Source organism: Pseudofrankia coriaricola, assembly GCF_032027725.1.
Taxonomy (GTDB): Bacteria; Actinomycetota; Actinomycetes; order Frankiales; family Frankiaceae; genus Pseudofrankia.
In genome coordinates this window covers 14,092-27,498 of sequence record NZ_JASNFO010000048.1, presented here as the reverse complement: position 1 = coordinate 27,498, position 13,407 = coordinate 14,092, and the positions used below count along the sequence as shown (strand labels likewise).

The following is a 13,407-nucleotide window of genomic DNA, read 5'->3' as shown; positions in this document are numbered from 1 at the left end:
GGGGGCGCCCCAGTGGAGTCCGGCCGTCCCCGGAACCCCCCGGGTCGAAGCTATACGCCCCCTTGGGCTATCCGCAAGTACTTGATATTAAGTACTTGATATGCAAGGCTGGCGACCTTAGGTACGTGGAAGGCAACAGTCCGAACGGGGCGATCGTGGCGGTCCATCGGCATCTCTGGCTCCCACCGTGCCCGGTATGACACTCAAGGTGGTCATGACCGTCTCGTGGTCCCGACACGGCAAGGTCGCGGGCGCGGCGCCCTCGGTCGACGCGCCCTTGACGGGCACATCAAGGCATTGATAACCCTTGCCGTGCTCTGACGACGTCGCACGAGGGTGCGCGGGAGACCGGAGGTCGTTGTGCTCGACGGCGAGAAGATCCTCATCACTGGCGCAACAGGGAAGATCGCCTTTCCGATCGCTCGTGCCCTGGCCGAGCGGAACGACGTCTGGGGCGCCGCGCGCATGAGCAAGCCAGGTGATCGGGAAAGGCTGACGGCCGCGGGCATAATCCCGGTGCGGCTCGACGTGTCCACCGGTGACTTCTCGTCCCTTCCTGATGACTTCACCTACGTCTTTCACGCCGCTGTCGATACGGGTGCGGAGGGCTGGGGCCGCTGCCTCGAGACGAACGCCGAAAACTCCGGGAAACTGCTGTACCACTGCCGAAAGGCGAGGGGGTTCGTCTACTGTTCGACCGGCTCCGTCTACGGCTACCCAGGGCAGCGGCCGCTCACCGAGGCGGACGGGCCGGGCGTGCCGCTGCGGGCGAACTACAGCTTCTCGAAAATCGCCGGCGAGGCGGTGTGCACATGGGCCGCGAACCACTTCGGTATTCCATTGACGATCATCCGGATCTGCTCGACCTACGGCCCGGAAGGGGGCACGCCCGCCGATCGACTCGACGCGATACTGGCGGGCAAGCCGATCCTGCTGCACCCCGACAAACCCAACAACTACAACCCGATCTACGAAGACGACTACGTCGAGCTGGGCATCCGAGCCATGGAGGTCGCCCGGACCCCGCCCGTCACCGTCAACTGGGCAGGCAGCGAGACGGTCAGCGTCGAGGACTACTGCGCGTACATGGGCGAGCTTGTCGGCGCCGAACCGATCTTCGAGTACACGCCCCGAGCCCACACCCCGCTCTGGCCCGACGTCGCCTACATGCACCAGGTGCTCGGCCGCACCAAGGTGGCGTGGCGAGATGGCTTTCGGCAAATGATCAAGGCTCGTCACCCCGAGCTGGTGCTGTCGGATGAGCGCTGACGTAGGCGCGACGCGTCGAGGAGACCTACTTCGGCCTGCGCGAGATCAGATGGGAATCCATTTCGCGCTCGACCTCGTTGGCGACACGACCAAGCGGAGTTGATTGGTGCGGTCACCCCGTGGGCTGGGCGGCTGCCTTGGCCTCGCGGCGGTGGCGGTGCAGGATCGGTTCGGTGTAGCCGTTCGGTTGCCGCGCCCCGTCGAAGATCAGTTCAGTCGCGCAGCGGAAGGCGACGCTGGCGTCGAGGTCCGGCGCCATCGGCCGGTAGTGTGCATCGCCGGCGTTCTGCTTGTCGACGATCGCCGCCATTCGCTCGAGGCTGGCGCGTACCTGCTCGGCGGTGACGACGCCGTGCCGCAGCCAGTTCGCCAGCAGCTGGCTCGAGATCCGCAGCGTGGCGCGGTCCTCCATCAGCGCGATGTCATGGATGTCGGGCACCTTCGAGCAGCCGATGCCTTGGTCGACCCAGCGCACCACGTAACCGAGGATCGACTGCACGTTGTTGTCGACCTCCTGCCGCCGGTCGCTCTCGCTCCAGGCCGCCGGGTCGCCGAGCGGGATGCGCAGGATCTCACCGGCGTCGGCGAAGGCTCGCCCGGCCAGCTCGCGCTGGCGGGCGGCCACGTCGACGCGGTGGTAGTGCAGCGCGTGCAGGGTGGCGGCGCTCGGGGAGGGGACCCAGGCGGCCGATGCGCCGGCCAGCGGCTGGGCGATTTTCTCCGCCAGCATGTCGGCCATCAAGTCGGGCATCGCCCACATGCCCTTGCCGATCTGGGCGCGGCCCGGCAGCCCGGCGGCCAGCCCCGCGTCGACGTTCTGGTCCTCGTAGACGGCGATCCAGCGCTGCTGCTTCATATCGGCCTTGCGCACCATCGGGCCGGCCTCGAAGGACGTGTGGATCTCATCGCCCGACCGGTCGAGGAAGCCAGTGTTGATGAACACGACGCGCTCCCTGGCCGCCTCGATCGAGGCGGCCAGGTTCACCGTCGTGCGGCGCTCCTCGTCCATGATCCCGATCTTGATGGTGTTGGTGGGTAGGCCCAGCAGCTGCTCCACTCGCCCGAAAAGATCGACGGTGAAGGCCACCTCGGCGGCGCCGTGCATCTTCGGCTTCACGATGTAGATCGAGCCCGTGCGGCTGTTGCGTCGCGCCGCGTCCTCGCGCAGGCCGGGCAGCGCCGCCAATGAGGTGACGACCGCGTCGAGGATGCCCTCGAAGACCTCCTCGCCGTGGAGGTCGAGGATGGCGTCCGTCGTCATCAGGTGCCCGACGTTGCGCACGAGCAGAAGCGCCCGGCCGGGCAGCACGAGCCGGCCGCCGTCGGGGGTGGTGAACTCCCGGTCGGGCGACATCGCGCGGGTGAAGGACCTGCCGCCCTTGGTGACCTCCTCGCTGAGGTCACCCCGGTTCAGCGCGAGCCAGTTGCGGTAGCCCGCGACTTTGTCCTCGGCGTCGACCGTGGCGACGGAGTCCTCGAAATCTACGATCGTCGTGATCGCGGCCTCGACGAGGACGTCCTGCACGCCGGCCGGGTCGCCGCCACCGATCGAGCCCTGCCGGTCCACGACGACCTCGATATGCAGGCCGTGGTGTACCAGCAGCACGCCGGACGGGGCGGCCGCATCGCCGGTGTACCCGCGTAGTGCCGAGGCGTCCACGAGGGCCGTCGCCGCACCGGAAGCCAGGGTGACGACCAGCTCGCCGTCGGCGATCGCGTAGCCGACGGCGTCGCCGTGGCTGCCCTCGCGCAGCGGGACTGCCTCGTCGAGGAACTGCCGCGCATACGCGATGACCTTCGCGCCCCGCGCCGGGTTGTACCCGGCGGTTTGCTCGGCGCCGCCGTCGGTGCTGATGGCGTCCGTGCCGTACAGCGCGTCGTACAGCGAGCCCCACCGTGCGTTGGCGGCGTTGAGCGCGAAGCGCGCGTTGAGCACCGGCACGACCAGCTGCGGCCCGGCGGTCTTCGAGATCTCCTCGTCGACGCGATCGGTGGAGATTTCGAAGGGTTCTGGCCGCGGTCGCAGGTACCCGATCCCGACCAGGAAATCGTGGTACTCCCGCGGGTCGAGGTGGCCGCCGGTCCGGGCGCGGTGCCACTCGTCGATGGCCTCCTGAAGTCTGTCCCGCTCGGCGAGCAGCGCCCTGTTGGCCGGCGTCAGGGCCACGAGGATGTCCTCGACGCCAGCCCAGAACGCGGCCGGTTCCACCCCGGAGCCGGGTAGCGCGACCGCCTCGACGAAGTCGTGGAGGCTGGTGGCCACCTGCAACGTCCCCACCCGGGTCCGGTCGGTCATGGTGTCGCCTCCTGGTCGGGTTGTTAGTGGCGGCGCAATGCCGGGATCACGGTGAGGACGGCTCCGGTCGGGTCATTTTGCTGCGTATCCTCCGTCGACGGGCAGCAGTACGCCTGTGATGTTCGAGGCCCGGTCCGACACCAGGTATACCGCTGCCTCGGCGCAGTCCTCCGCCGTGATCGGCCGTCCCAGTGGATGGATCGACCCGACGTGCTTGGCGTACTGTTCGAGGGCGTCGGGTGGGACCTGTGTCCCGCCTGCCGCCGTAAAGTTGGTGGTGTACGGCATGCCGGAGGGGCAGATCGCGTTGACCCGGATAGCGAAGGGTGCGCATTCGATGGCGACGCCGCGGGTCAGCTGGTGGACGCCGCCCTTTGTCGCTCCGTAGACCACGTCGCCCAGGCCGACCAGCCCGGCGACCGAACCCGTGTTGAGAATGACACCGCCGTCGCCCTGCTTCTTGAACTGCGCCACCGCGTGCTTGCAGCCGAGGAACACTCCGCGCAGATTGACGGAGGTCAGGCGCTCGAAGTCCTCGACCGTGTGGTCCTCGATCGCCCTGCCGCGCCGCGGCGTCGGAATGCCGGCGTTGTTGAACATGACGTCGAGGCGGCCGAACTGCTCGACGGCGGCGGCGACCGAGGCGGCGACATCCTGCTCGGACGCCACGTCGCACTCCTGGGCGACGGCGACGCCGCCAGCAGCCTCTACCTGGCGCACGGTCTCCTTCGCCCACTGGAGTCGAAGGTCGGCGCAGACGACCAGCGCGCCCTCCTCGGCGAACCGCAAGGCCGAGGCGCGACCGACGCCCGACCCGGCGCCGGTGATCACCGCGCTTTTCCTCTCGAGTAACACCGTCACACTCCATCGTCTAACGAGAGCCGGATCGCGCTGGTCGGACACGCCTCTGCCGCAACGCGAATCGCGTTAATCGGCCGTTGCTCATTGGCTTTCTGTCGGCCAGGCTGTGGACTTTGTTTCGAGGTACTGGTCGAAGCCGACTTGTCCTTTGTGTCGTCCTATGCCGCTGGCCTTGTATCCGCCAAAGGGCATGTCCGGGCCGGACGCCGAGCCGCCGTTGACGTGGACGGTGCCTGTCCGGAGGCGGCGGGTCACCGCCAGTGCCCGTTCCAGCGATCCCGACATGACTGCGCCGGATAGGCCGTAGGAGCTGTTGTTGGCGATCCTGATGGCGTCTTCGTCGTCGTCGAACGGGATCACCGCCAGGACGGGGCCGAAGATTTCTTCCTGGGCGATTGTCGTCGAGTTGTCGACGTCGACGAACAGTGTCGGTCTGACGAAGTACCCCTTGTCGAGTCCTTCGGGCCGGTCGGTGCCGCCGACGAGGAGCCGGGCTCCTTCGTCGATGCCCTTGCGGATGTAGCCGAGCACGCGTTCGCGTTGCTTCGCCGAGATGACCGGGCCGGTGATGGTGTCCGGCTGCTGAGGGTCGCCGACCTTGACGTCGGCGTACATGGCCTCGAGAAGGGCGACGCCTTCGTCGTAGCGGGAGCGGGAGAGCAGCATCCGGGTGGGGATGGCGCAGCCCTGGCCGGCGTGGACGCACGCGGCGATGCCCATTCTCGTGGCGGTCTGCAGGTCGGCGTCGTCGAGCACGATCGTCGCCGACTTGCCGCCCAGCTCGAGGAACAATCGCTTGAGGGTGGCCGCGCCCTTCTCCATGATTCGCTTGCCGACGGCCGTCGATCCGGTGAAGGCGATCATGTCGACTTTGGGGGAGAGGGTGAGCTCCTCGCCGACGAGGTGGTCCGATGCGGTGACGATGTTGACGACCCCGGGCGGGAGATCGGTGTGCTCGGCGATGAGGCGCCCGAGGCGGGTCGCGTGGAACGGGGTGTCCGGCGCCGGCTTGAGCACGACGGTGTTGCCGGTGGCGAGGGCCTGGCCGAGTCCGTGCAGTGTGATCTGGAGCGGGTAGTTCCACGGCACGACGACGCCGACGACGCCGATCGGCTCGCGCCAGATCCTGCGTGACGTCAGCTTTCCGCTTCGCGGGTCGACTTTGTCGCCGACGTCGGTCTCCCAGGGGTACTCGTCGATGAGCTTGGTCGGGTGGCGCAGCGCGCCGGCGAGCGGCGCGTCGAGTTGCTCGCCGTTGGTGGTCGCCCGCGGGCAGCCGACCTCTGCGATCAGCTCCTCGCGGAACTGTTCGCGTTCCGCCTCCAGCGCGTCCTGCAGCTGGGAGAGGCAGTGCTTGCGGAAGGCACGGTTCGTGGACCAGTCGGTCTCGTCGAAGGCCCGGCGGGCCGCGTCGACGGCGCGGTGCATGTCGACGGCGGACGCATTGGCGACCTGGCCGAGCACCTCCTCGGTCGCCGGGTTGACGTTGTCGAAGGTCCTGCCCGTGGCGGCCTCGACGAGTTTTCCGTCGACGAGCATTCTCGACTCGAACTGAGGCGTGTCAGCCACGGTGCCCTGCTCCTTCCGTCCGGCGGGCCGCCGGCGAACCGCTGCTCACGAAGGGGTCAGCACGACGAGGGGGATGACTCGTTCCGTGCGTCGCTGGTAGACGTTGTAGTTGGGCCATTGGTCGGTCATGATCGCCCATAGTCGTGGTTTTTCCTGCTCGGTCGCGGTGCGGGCGGTCACCGCGAGGTGGTCGGCCCGTACCTGGATCTCGGCCTGGGGATTGGCGGCGAGATTGAGGTACCAGGCTGGGTGGCGGGGTGAGCCGCCGGTGGAGGCGATGACGAGGTAGTCGTCGCCGTCGCGCCCGAAGATGAGCGGGGTGGTCCGTGCCTCGCCGGTGCGCCGGCCGACCGTGGTGAGCAGCAATGTCGGGACGGCGTTCCAGAGGTAGCCGACCTCGCCGTCGGTCTCCTGGTAACGGCGGACGTGTTCCTCGCCGAGCAGGGTCCGGTCAGGAAGTTGGAAGTCGATCTCAGTCACGGGTCGCTCCTCTCAACCGAACAGCACGGGTCAACCGAACAGCACGGGGATCGCTGTCGGGCCGCGGTGGTACATGCCGATGATGCGGGGTGGTTCGGCGCCGGTGTCGAGCCGAAGGTTCGGCAGCCTGTCGAGCAGGGCGCTGATGCCGGTGTACATCTCGGCTCGAGCGACGTGCATCCCCAGACATACGTGGGGTCCTCCGCCGAACCCGAGCGCCGGCTTGGGGGGGCGGGTCACCTCGAAGGAGTCAGGCCGTTCCCAGCGGCTGGGATCCCGGCCGCCGGCACCGAGCGCGAGGTGCAGCACCGCGCCTTTGGGAAGGTGCGTGCCGTGGAAATCGATGCCCCTGGTCAGGAACCGGGAGAACATGGGATTGGTGGGCGTCCACCGCAACGACTCGTCTATCGCGTTGCGTAGGAGCCGCCGGTCGGCGCGCACGGCGTCGAGAAGTTCGGGGCGCTGCAACAACGCGGTCAGGACGATACCCATCTGTCGCCACGTCGTGCCCGATCCCGCCAGGAGCAACAACACCGCGAACGAATAGATCTCCGCGTCTGACAGCCGATGAGTGTTCCCATCGTCGTCTTGCACCTCGGCGTCGACGAGGACGCTGATGAGGTCGTCCTCGCGAGCTTCCCGGCGGGCCGCGACGATCGGCGCCAGCAACGGGACGAGCTCGTCCGGTTTGCTCAGTGCCTCCCGGATCGCGATGGCCTTCTCAACCGCGACCCCGAAGCTGCCCGTGATCGTCAGTACCGGGACGGCCGCGGAGAAGTCGACGTTCAGGTCCGCGTAGCCGTCGTCGACGAACCAGTCGATCAGCGCGTGCACTGTCGTCTCGATCCACCGTTCGGTCCACCAGCGCATCCGCGGTGGCACGAACGAGGACTGCACCAACCTCCGGTAACGGCGGTGCTGGGCGCCGGCCATGGAGAAGATGCTGTTCAGCGGACTGAGCTGCCCGCCCTCGAGGTCGACCGCTATCGGCGAGGAAGCGAAGACCTCCTGGTTCCGCAACGCCTCGTCGCAGGCCGCGAACGTGAACGCGGTGAAGTGCGGCCGGTCCCCGAACGGCAGCCCCTGGAACATCACCGGGCCGTGGTAACCGGTCAGCTCGTGCAATGTGCCGGGATGCACCGCTGCGCGCTCCCGGAGCTCGTGCCACCTCGGGTACGGATCTTCGGTGTAGCCCGCGACCGCCCCGACGTTCGCCTCGTTACGGAGGTCGAAGACCTCGCGCAAACGCGCGCGGTCGAGTAATCCGATGCTGTCCGGCCTGGTCATTTCGCTACGTATCCTCCGTCGACGGGCAACAGCACGCCCGTGATGTTCGAGGCCCGATCCGACACAGGTACACGGCCCCCTCGGCGACGTGACGTCGCGCTGTTACAGGATGGCCTTGTTGGCCTTGAGCTCCCCGATCTCGTCCCAGGTGAGGCCGAGTGCGAGGAGCACGGTCTCGGTGTGTTCGCCGTGTTCGGGGGCGCGGGTCGGTTCGCCTGGCTGCTCGTCGAACTGCACCGGTGCGGTGACCAGCGGGAGGGAGTGGCCGTTGCCGACGTCGACCTGGGCGAGGTAGCCGTTGGCCTGGACCTGGGGGTCGTCGGCCAGCTCGTGGGGCGGCTGGCTCGGTGCCCACTCTCCCTCGAACTCGGACAGCACGTGCCGCCACTCGTCGTAGGTGCGCTGGGCGAAGACGCCGTCGAGCCATTCGACGCACGCCTGGGCGTTGCGGCGGCGGGCGTCGATGTCGAGGAAGCGGGGGTCGCTCGCCATGTCGGGCTGGTCGATGGCGTGGCACAGGTGGGGCCAATAGCGGTCGGGGGCGAGCATCTGCAGGACGATCACGCGGCCGTCGGCGGTGCGGTACGGAAGCATCAGCGGGTTCGAGGTCTCGTACCGGCTACGGACGCTCACGGGCGCCGTCGGGCCGTTGATGGCGGCGTTCATGACGTCCATCTGGACCTGCCACATGCCGGACGCGAGGAGCGAGGCGTCGATCACCGATGGCTGGCCGGTCGCCGACCGACGGTACAGCGCGGTGCTGACGGCGCCGGCGATGACCAGCCCGCCGACCACGTCACCGAACGCCGGCCGGGGCGTCGCCGGCCAGGGAGCGTCGGGCGCGGTGAAGATCTGCTGCATGCCGCTGCGGGCCCAGTAGGCGCCCGCGTCGTAGCCGCCCCGGCCGGCGTCAGGCCCCCGGGCACCGAACGCGGTGCCCCGCACGTAGATCACCGCGGGGTTGTCGGCCCGTACGTCGGCGACGTCGAGCTTCAGCCGGGCGAGGGTGTCGGCCCGCAGGTTGGTCACGAAGACGTCGCTCGCGGCGATGAGCTGGGACAGCAGCCGCCGGCCCGCCGGGTGCTTGACGTCCACCCCGACGGAGCGCTTGCCACGGTTCGTGGCCTGGAAGTGCACGTCGACGCCGTTCCACAGCTTGTGCATGCCGGCGGTGACCAGGCCCCGGTACGGGTCACCTGTCTCCGGGTGTTCGATCTTGATGACCTCGGCGCCCCATTCGGCGAGCACGGCCCCCGACATCGGGACGAACACGTGCGAGGCGACCTCGAGCACCCGCACCCCGGCGAGCGGGGCCGCGCTCACGCCGTGCTGGTCGGCTGGTGCGAGTGGGCGAACTGCCCCACTGTGGCCGCGTGCCAGTCCCGGGTGCCGCGGGAGACGATCGAGATGTCGTGGCCCGCGACTTCCCGCCGCAACGCTCCGGTCGTGCACTGCTCGCGCGGCCGGACGGAGAACGGGTCGAACGAGAACACCCGCATGGCATTCAGGTGGGTGATCTTGTCGACCTGCGTGTCGGTCAGCCCGGCCACCGCCTCCGCCACGACCTCGGGGGACCGCGGCCAGGTGCTGTCGGAGTGCGGGTAGTCGCACTCCCAGGTCACCATGTCCTCGTTGAGCCAGTTGAGGTTGGCCAGGCCGAAGTCGTCGACGATGAAGCAGGTGACGACGTGGTCGCGGAAAATCTCGCTGGGCAGCCGACCACCGAGGTCGGGGCGGGTCCAGGCCTTGTGTTGCTTGTAGGTGTAGTCCGCCCGCTCGAGGAAGTACGGGATCCAGCCGATGCCGCCCTCGGACAGGGCCACCTTCAGGTTCTTGAACTTCTGGAAGATCGGTGACCACACGAGGTCGGTCGCCGTCGGGAAGGTCTTGATGGCCGCGCAGGTGATCTCGACGTTCATCGGGGCGTCGGGCGCGGTGACCACACCGATCCCGCCCGACCCGATGTGCACGCACACGACCGTCTCGGTCTCCTGGCACGCCGCCCAGAACGGGTCCCAGTGTTCGCTGTGCAGCGACGGCAGCCCGAGGGCGTAGGGGTTCATCGAGAAGCTGACCGCGTGGGCGCCCTTGGCCGCGTTCCGGTGGATCTCCTTCGCCATCAGCTGCGGATCCCAGATGGGCGGGATCGAACAGGGGATGAACCGCTCGGGGTAGGAGGCGCACCAGCCGTCGAGGTGCCAGTCGTTGTAGGCCTTCAGGACGGCGAGGGCCAGGTCGGGATCCTGGTCGACGCGGCTCGCGAAGAACTGGCCACAGAACCGGGCCATCGACGGGAAGTTCAGGGAGGCGAGCACGCCGTTGGCGCTCATGTCCTTGACGCGTTCGTGGACGTCGTAGCAGCCCCGTCGCAGCTCCTCGAGCCGCGTCGGTTCCAGGCCGTACTCCTCGGGTGGGCGGCCGGCCACCGCGTTCAGCCCAGAACTGCGAGCCTCGCCTTCACCGAACACCCACTTGTCGCTCACCTCGTCCGAGACGAGCCGAGGCGCCCGGTCGGCGTACTTGGCCGGGATGTAGCCGTCGAACATGTCAGGTGGCTCGATCACATGGTCGTCCACGCTGATCAGGATTAAGTCGTCCTTGTTCACGCTGCCTCCGCTACGCCGCCACGACGACCCTCGACGTCCACAGGTCGGACGGCTCGATGGTCCGCATCGGTAGTCAGCTCCGGTGCGAGCGCCATCCTTGCCCGTCTGGGTCCGCCGACGGTCTCCTGTCGGCTCATCATCGACGGCCGGGCCTTGGCCGTCTTTGCGCGCCCGGTCAAGTGCTTGCCCCTTTCGGCCAGGCCGTAGCAGGTAGGCCGTTGGTGGGTCACGTCGAGCGCTGCGCGCGCCCACGTCGACGTCGGTGTGCTGTCTGGAGCCGGTTCGCCGCCTGAACGAGTTCAGCTGGCGCGGACGCGCTGGCGGTAGCCGGTGGGCGTCTCCCCGGTGTATTGGCCGAACGCGCGGGTGAAGGCGCTCACGCTCTGGAAGCCGACCGCGAGCGCGACGGTGATGACGTTCTGGTTCTGGCCGTCCTGAGCGAGGAGAGCCATGGCCCTCAGCAGCCGGCTTTCCAGGAGGTACCGACGCCAGGACATGCCGGTCGCGGCGAGGAACGCCCGGCGCAGCGACCGGTCGGAGACCCCCACGGCGGCGCACAGCTGGGGTAAGGACACGTCGGTCAGGTGCTCGGTGGTGTACTTCATGGCCGCGGCCACGAGCGGGTCACCGGTGGTCGGCAGGCACAGCGGGGTCTCGTGGTCGAGCCATTCGACCACGAGGTAGGCGAGGGCTTCGAAGATGGCGTCCGCCATCGGGTCGTTCGACGTCCGGCCGATCGGCCACCGCTTCGCGTAGTGGATCATCTCCCGGATCACCGGTGCGGCGGCGAGGATGCGGACCCGGTCGCCCGCCGACATGCCCATCACCGGGTCGAAGAAGACCGAGACGGCCTTGACGTGCGTCCACGTGCTGCAGTGGACGATCCCGGCGGGGATCCACACGGCCTGCTGGGGCGGGAGAAGGTAGCGCGCCGTCATTGTCTCCACCTCGGCGACGCCCTCGAACGCATACTCCAGCTGATGCAGGTCGTGCGAGTGCCAGCCGGTGACCACCTCGTCCCCGACCTCCAGGGCGTAGGTGCCAGCTCGGACCACCGCGGGGTCGACACCCTCGCGCTGGAAGTTGGCCGAAATGGGCAAGATTCGGGTTCCCTCTGCGGCGACAGTCATGGATGGACCGTAGTGCGGCGGTGGGAACGGGCACCAGTGTGGCCGGAATGGGCAAACACTTGGCCGAACCTGCAAAGACGGCCACGGTTCGACCCGTCGATGATGAGCCGACAGGGCACCGCCGAACCCGGTTCGCCGGCAGAGCGCCCGCAGGTCCACGACAAGATCGACGGAGAGCACCGCGCGATGACGGACAGCGCAGGCGCCGAGCAGGCAGCGATCCGGCAGCTGCTCGACAAGCAGGCCATCCATGAGGCGATCATGCGGTACTGCCGCGGCGTCGACCGAGCTGATCCGGACCTCATCAGTTCCGCGTACCACCCCGACGCGGTCGACGACCACGGCCGCCAGTGCTACACGGGCGCAACTGTCGGTCGAGGCATCGTCGACCTCGCCCGCTCGTGGAAGGTCTCGGCGCATCACGTCACGAACCAGCTCATCACCCTGCACGGCGACGAGACCGCGGGCTGCGAGACGTACTTCATGGCGTCGCAGATCATTGAGACTGAGGGCGACGAGCGCCTCCTGCTCGCGCTCGGGCGCTACGTCGACCGTTTCGAACGCCGCGAGGGCGAGTGGAAGATCTCGCATCGGCTTGTGATCGTCGAACTGACACACATCGTCGCGGCGGGGGATCCGCCGCCGCTGCCTTCCGGTCTCGGCTCCCGGGACCGGAATGACCCTTCGTATGCGGCGCTCGAGCACTGACGTTCGATGGCACACTTCCGCCCGCCGTCGTCCGATTCAGGCGAGCAGGACGAACTGCATCGGCTCGGCCACTGGAAGTGCCTCGAACAGCCGCTCGAGCTCGCGAACGAGGCGGCGACGCGATCGATCCCGGAATTCCATATCGTGTGCGGCTCGACGGTGCCTCTCCGCATGGAGCGTGAACCGGACATGATGGCGAAAGCGCGTGCTGAAGCCGCCTGTGGGAGATCGATACAGGGCACCGGGGTGGCCGAAATGGGCAGGTACTTGGCCGGATCTGCAAAGACGGCCACGGTTCGGCCCGTCGATGATAAGTCGGCAGGGCACCGCCGGTGGACCCATGAGGGCTGTGGACGGCGCTGCGCCGGAGCAGGTTGCGACGTGCGCAGCCACACCACCGAGTCCTCCAGCCGCAGAAGGGGTACCAGCCATGATGCTTGGCCGCGCGCTGATCGGTGACACGTCGTGTTTCGGGGAGGTGGTGGATGACCGATTCCACCTCCTGGTGGGCGATGTGTTCGGTGAGTACCGTCGAAGCGGGCAATCGTTACCGTTGGCGGATGTCGTGCTCGGCGCGCCGCTGGCCGGTGTCCGGCTGATCGCTGTGATGGGCGGTTTCCTGGAACCGGGCACGTCACGCCCGTCGGGGGCCGAGCCGATGTGGGTGCCGAAGGCGTGCAACTTCGTCAGCGGTGACGGAGCCGAGATCCGGATACCCTCGGTGCTGCGCGGGCCAGTGAATGTGGAGGCGGAGCTCGCCGTCGTCGTCGGCCGCCCGCTTAGCGGCGCGTCACCGGCCGAGGCGGCCGCGGCTATCTTCGGCTGGAGCGTTTTCAACGACGTGACCGCCGCCGAGTACCTGGTGCCCGGCCTCTGGGCGACAGCCAAGTCGATCGATGGCTTCGCGTCGTGGGGTCCGTGGATCCGGCGCGACCTCACCGAGGAACGAGTCCTCCAGGGCCTCGCCATTACCGGGACCGTCAACGGCGTCAAGGTCCAGTCAGGCAACACCCGCCACTACAGGTTCGCTCCGAGCGAGATGTTGAGTCACGTCAGCCACCGGGTCAGCCTCCTTCCCGGTGACGTGGTGACCCTGGGCACGCCACTGCCGCCTCCGGTGGCCGCGGTCGGCGACCAGGTCGTGTGCGAGGTGGAAGAGGTCGGCGTGTTGAACAACCACCTGGTCGCCGAGGGATGAGCG

Annotated in this window: 11 protein-coding genes; 3 read left to right on the top strand and 8 right to left on the bottom strand. The window is 68.2% G+C overall.

Annotated elements, in window-relative coordinates:
* Positions 1-360 precede the first annotated feature (360 nt).
* Entirely contained in the window at positions 361-1,269 is a 909-nt protein-coding gene (locus QOZ89_RS25130; RefSeq protein ID WP_071046342.1) for an NAD-dependent epimerase/dehydratase family protein, read from the top strand.
* Between the two features lie 112 nt (positions 1,270-1,381).
* Here QOZ89_RS25130 and QOZ89_RS25125 read toward each other — a convergent pair whose 3' ends face one another.
* From QOZ89_RS25125 to QOZ89_RS25090, 8 genes are all read right to left on the bottom strand, one after another.
* Positions 1,382-3,565 carry a malate synthase G gene (locus QOZ89_RS25125; RefSeq protein ID WP_312625679.1) on the bottom strand — a complete coding sequence of 728 codons (2,184 nt, stop codon included), beginning with the start codon at positions 3,563-3,565 and terminating at the stop codon, positions 1,382-1,384.
* A gap of 72 nt (positions 3,566-3,637) precedes the next feature.
* Positions 3,638-4,420: an SDR family NAD(P)-dependent oxidoreductase gene (locus QOZ89_RS25120; protein WP_083418023.1), complete on the bottom strand. Its 783-nt coding sequence runs from the start codon at positions 4,418-4,420 to the stop codon at positions 3,638-3,640.
* Between the two features lie 87 nt (positions 4,421-4,507).
* On the bottom strand, positions 4,508-5,965 hold the full coding sequence (locus QOZ89_RS25115; RefSeq protein WP_071046384.1) for an aldehyde dehydrogenase family protein: 1,458 nt from the start codon (positions 5,963-5,965) through the stop codon (positions 4,508-4,510).
* A 75-nt stretch (positions 5,966-6,040) separates the two neighbouring features.
* Positions 6,041-6,475 carry a nitroreductase family deazaflavin-dependent oxidoreductase gene (locus QOZ89_RS25110; RefSeq protein WP_071046345.1) on the bottom strand — a complete coding sequence of 145 codons (435 nt, stop codon included), beginning with the start codon at positions 6,473-6,475 and terminating at the stop codon, positions 6,041-6,043.
* Between the two features lie 30 nt (positions 6,476-6,505).
* Entirely contained in the window at positions 6,506-7,762 is a 1,257-nt protein-coding gene (locus tag QOZ89_RS25105; RefSeq protein WP_312625676.1) for a cytochrome P450, read from the bottom strand.
* Positions 7,763-7,864: 102 nt separating this feature from the next.
* A complete protein-coding gene (locus tag QOZ89_RS25100) occupies positions 7,865-9,085 on the bottom strand; it encodes a CaiB/BaiF CoA transferase family protein (protein WP_083418009.1) in 1,221 nt (406 codons plus the stop codon).
* On the bottom strand, positions 9,082-10,368 hold the full coding sequence (locus QOZ89_RS25095; protein ID WP_071046347.1) for an amidohydrolase family protein: 1,287 nt from the start codon (positions 10,366-10,368) through the stop codon (positions 9,082-9,084). Before QOZ89_RS25095 ends, QOZ89_RS25100 begins: the two co-directional genes overlap by 4 nt.
* 299 nt (positions 10,369-10,667) lie before the next feature.
* Positions 10,668-11,498 carry an AraC family transcriptional regulator gene (locus QOZ89_RS25090; RefSeq protein ID WP_083418010.1) on the bottom strand — a complete coding sequence of 277 codons (831 nt, stop codon included), beginning with the start codon at positions 11,496-11,498 and terminating at the stop codon, positions 10,668-10,670.
* A 99-nt stretch (positions 11,499-11,597) separates the two neighbouring features.
* Here QOZ89_RS25090 and QOZ89_RS25085 point away from each other — a divergent pair, with 99 nt between their 5' ends.
* Positions 11,598-12,206, top strand: coding sequence for a nuclear transport factor 2 family protein (locus tag QOZ89_RS25085; protein ID WP_312625673.1), 609 nt, complete (start codon positions 11,598-11,600; stop codon positions 12,204-12,206).
* A gap of 430 nt (positions 12,207-12,636) precedes the next feature.
* Positions 12,637-13,404: a fumarylacetoacetate hydrolase family protein gene (locus tag QOZ89_RS25080; protein ID WP_312625671.1), complete on the top strand. Its 768-nt coding sequence runs from the start codon at positions 12,637-12,639 to the stop codon at positions 13,402-13,404.
* Positions 13,405-13,407 lie beyond the last annotated feature (3 nt).

Coding starts and splice junctions, on each gene's coding strand:
- QOZ89_RS25125 (WP_312625679.1), bottom strand. CDS start 3,565: ATGACCGACCGGACCCGGGTGGGGACGTTGCAGGTGGCCACCAGCCTC.
- QOZ89_RS25115 (WP_071046384.1), bottom strand. CDS start 5,965: ATGCTCGTCGACGGAAAACTCGTCGAGGCCGCCACGGGCAGGACCTTC.
- QOZ89_RS25105 (WP_312625676.1), bottom strand. CDS start 7,762: ATGACCAGGCCGGACAGCATCGGATTACTCGACCGCGCGCGTTTGCGC.
- QOZ89_RS25090 (WP_083418010.1), bottom strand. CDS start 11,498: ATGACTGTCGCCGCAGAGGGAACCCGAATCTTGCCCATTTCGGCCAAC.
- QOZ89_RS25085 (WP_312625673.1), top strand. CDS start 11,598: ATGATGAGCCGACAGGGCACCGCCGAACCCGGTTCGCCGGCAGAGCGC.
- QOZ89_RS25080 (WP_312625671.1), top strand. CDS start 12,637: ATGATGCTTGGCCGCGCGCTGATCGGTGACACGTCGTGTTTCGGGGAG.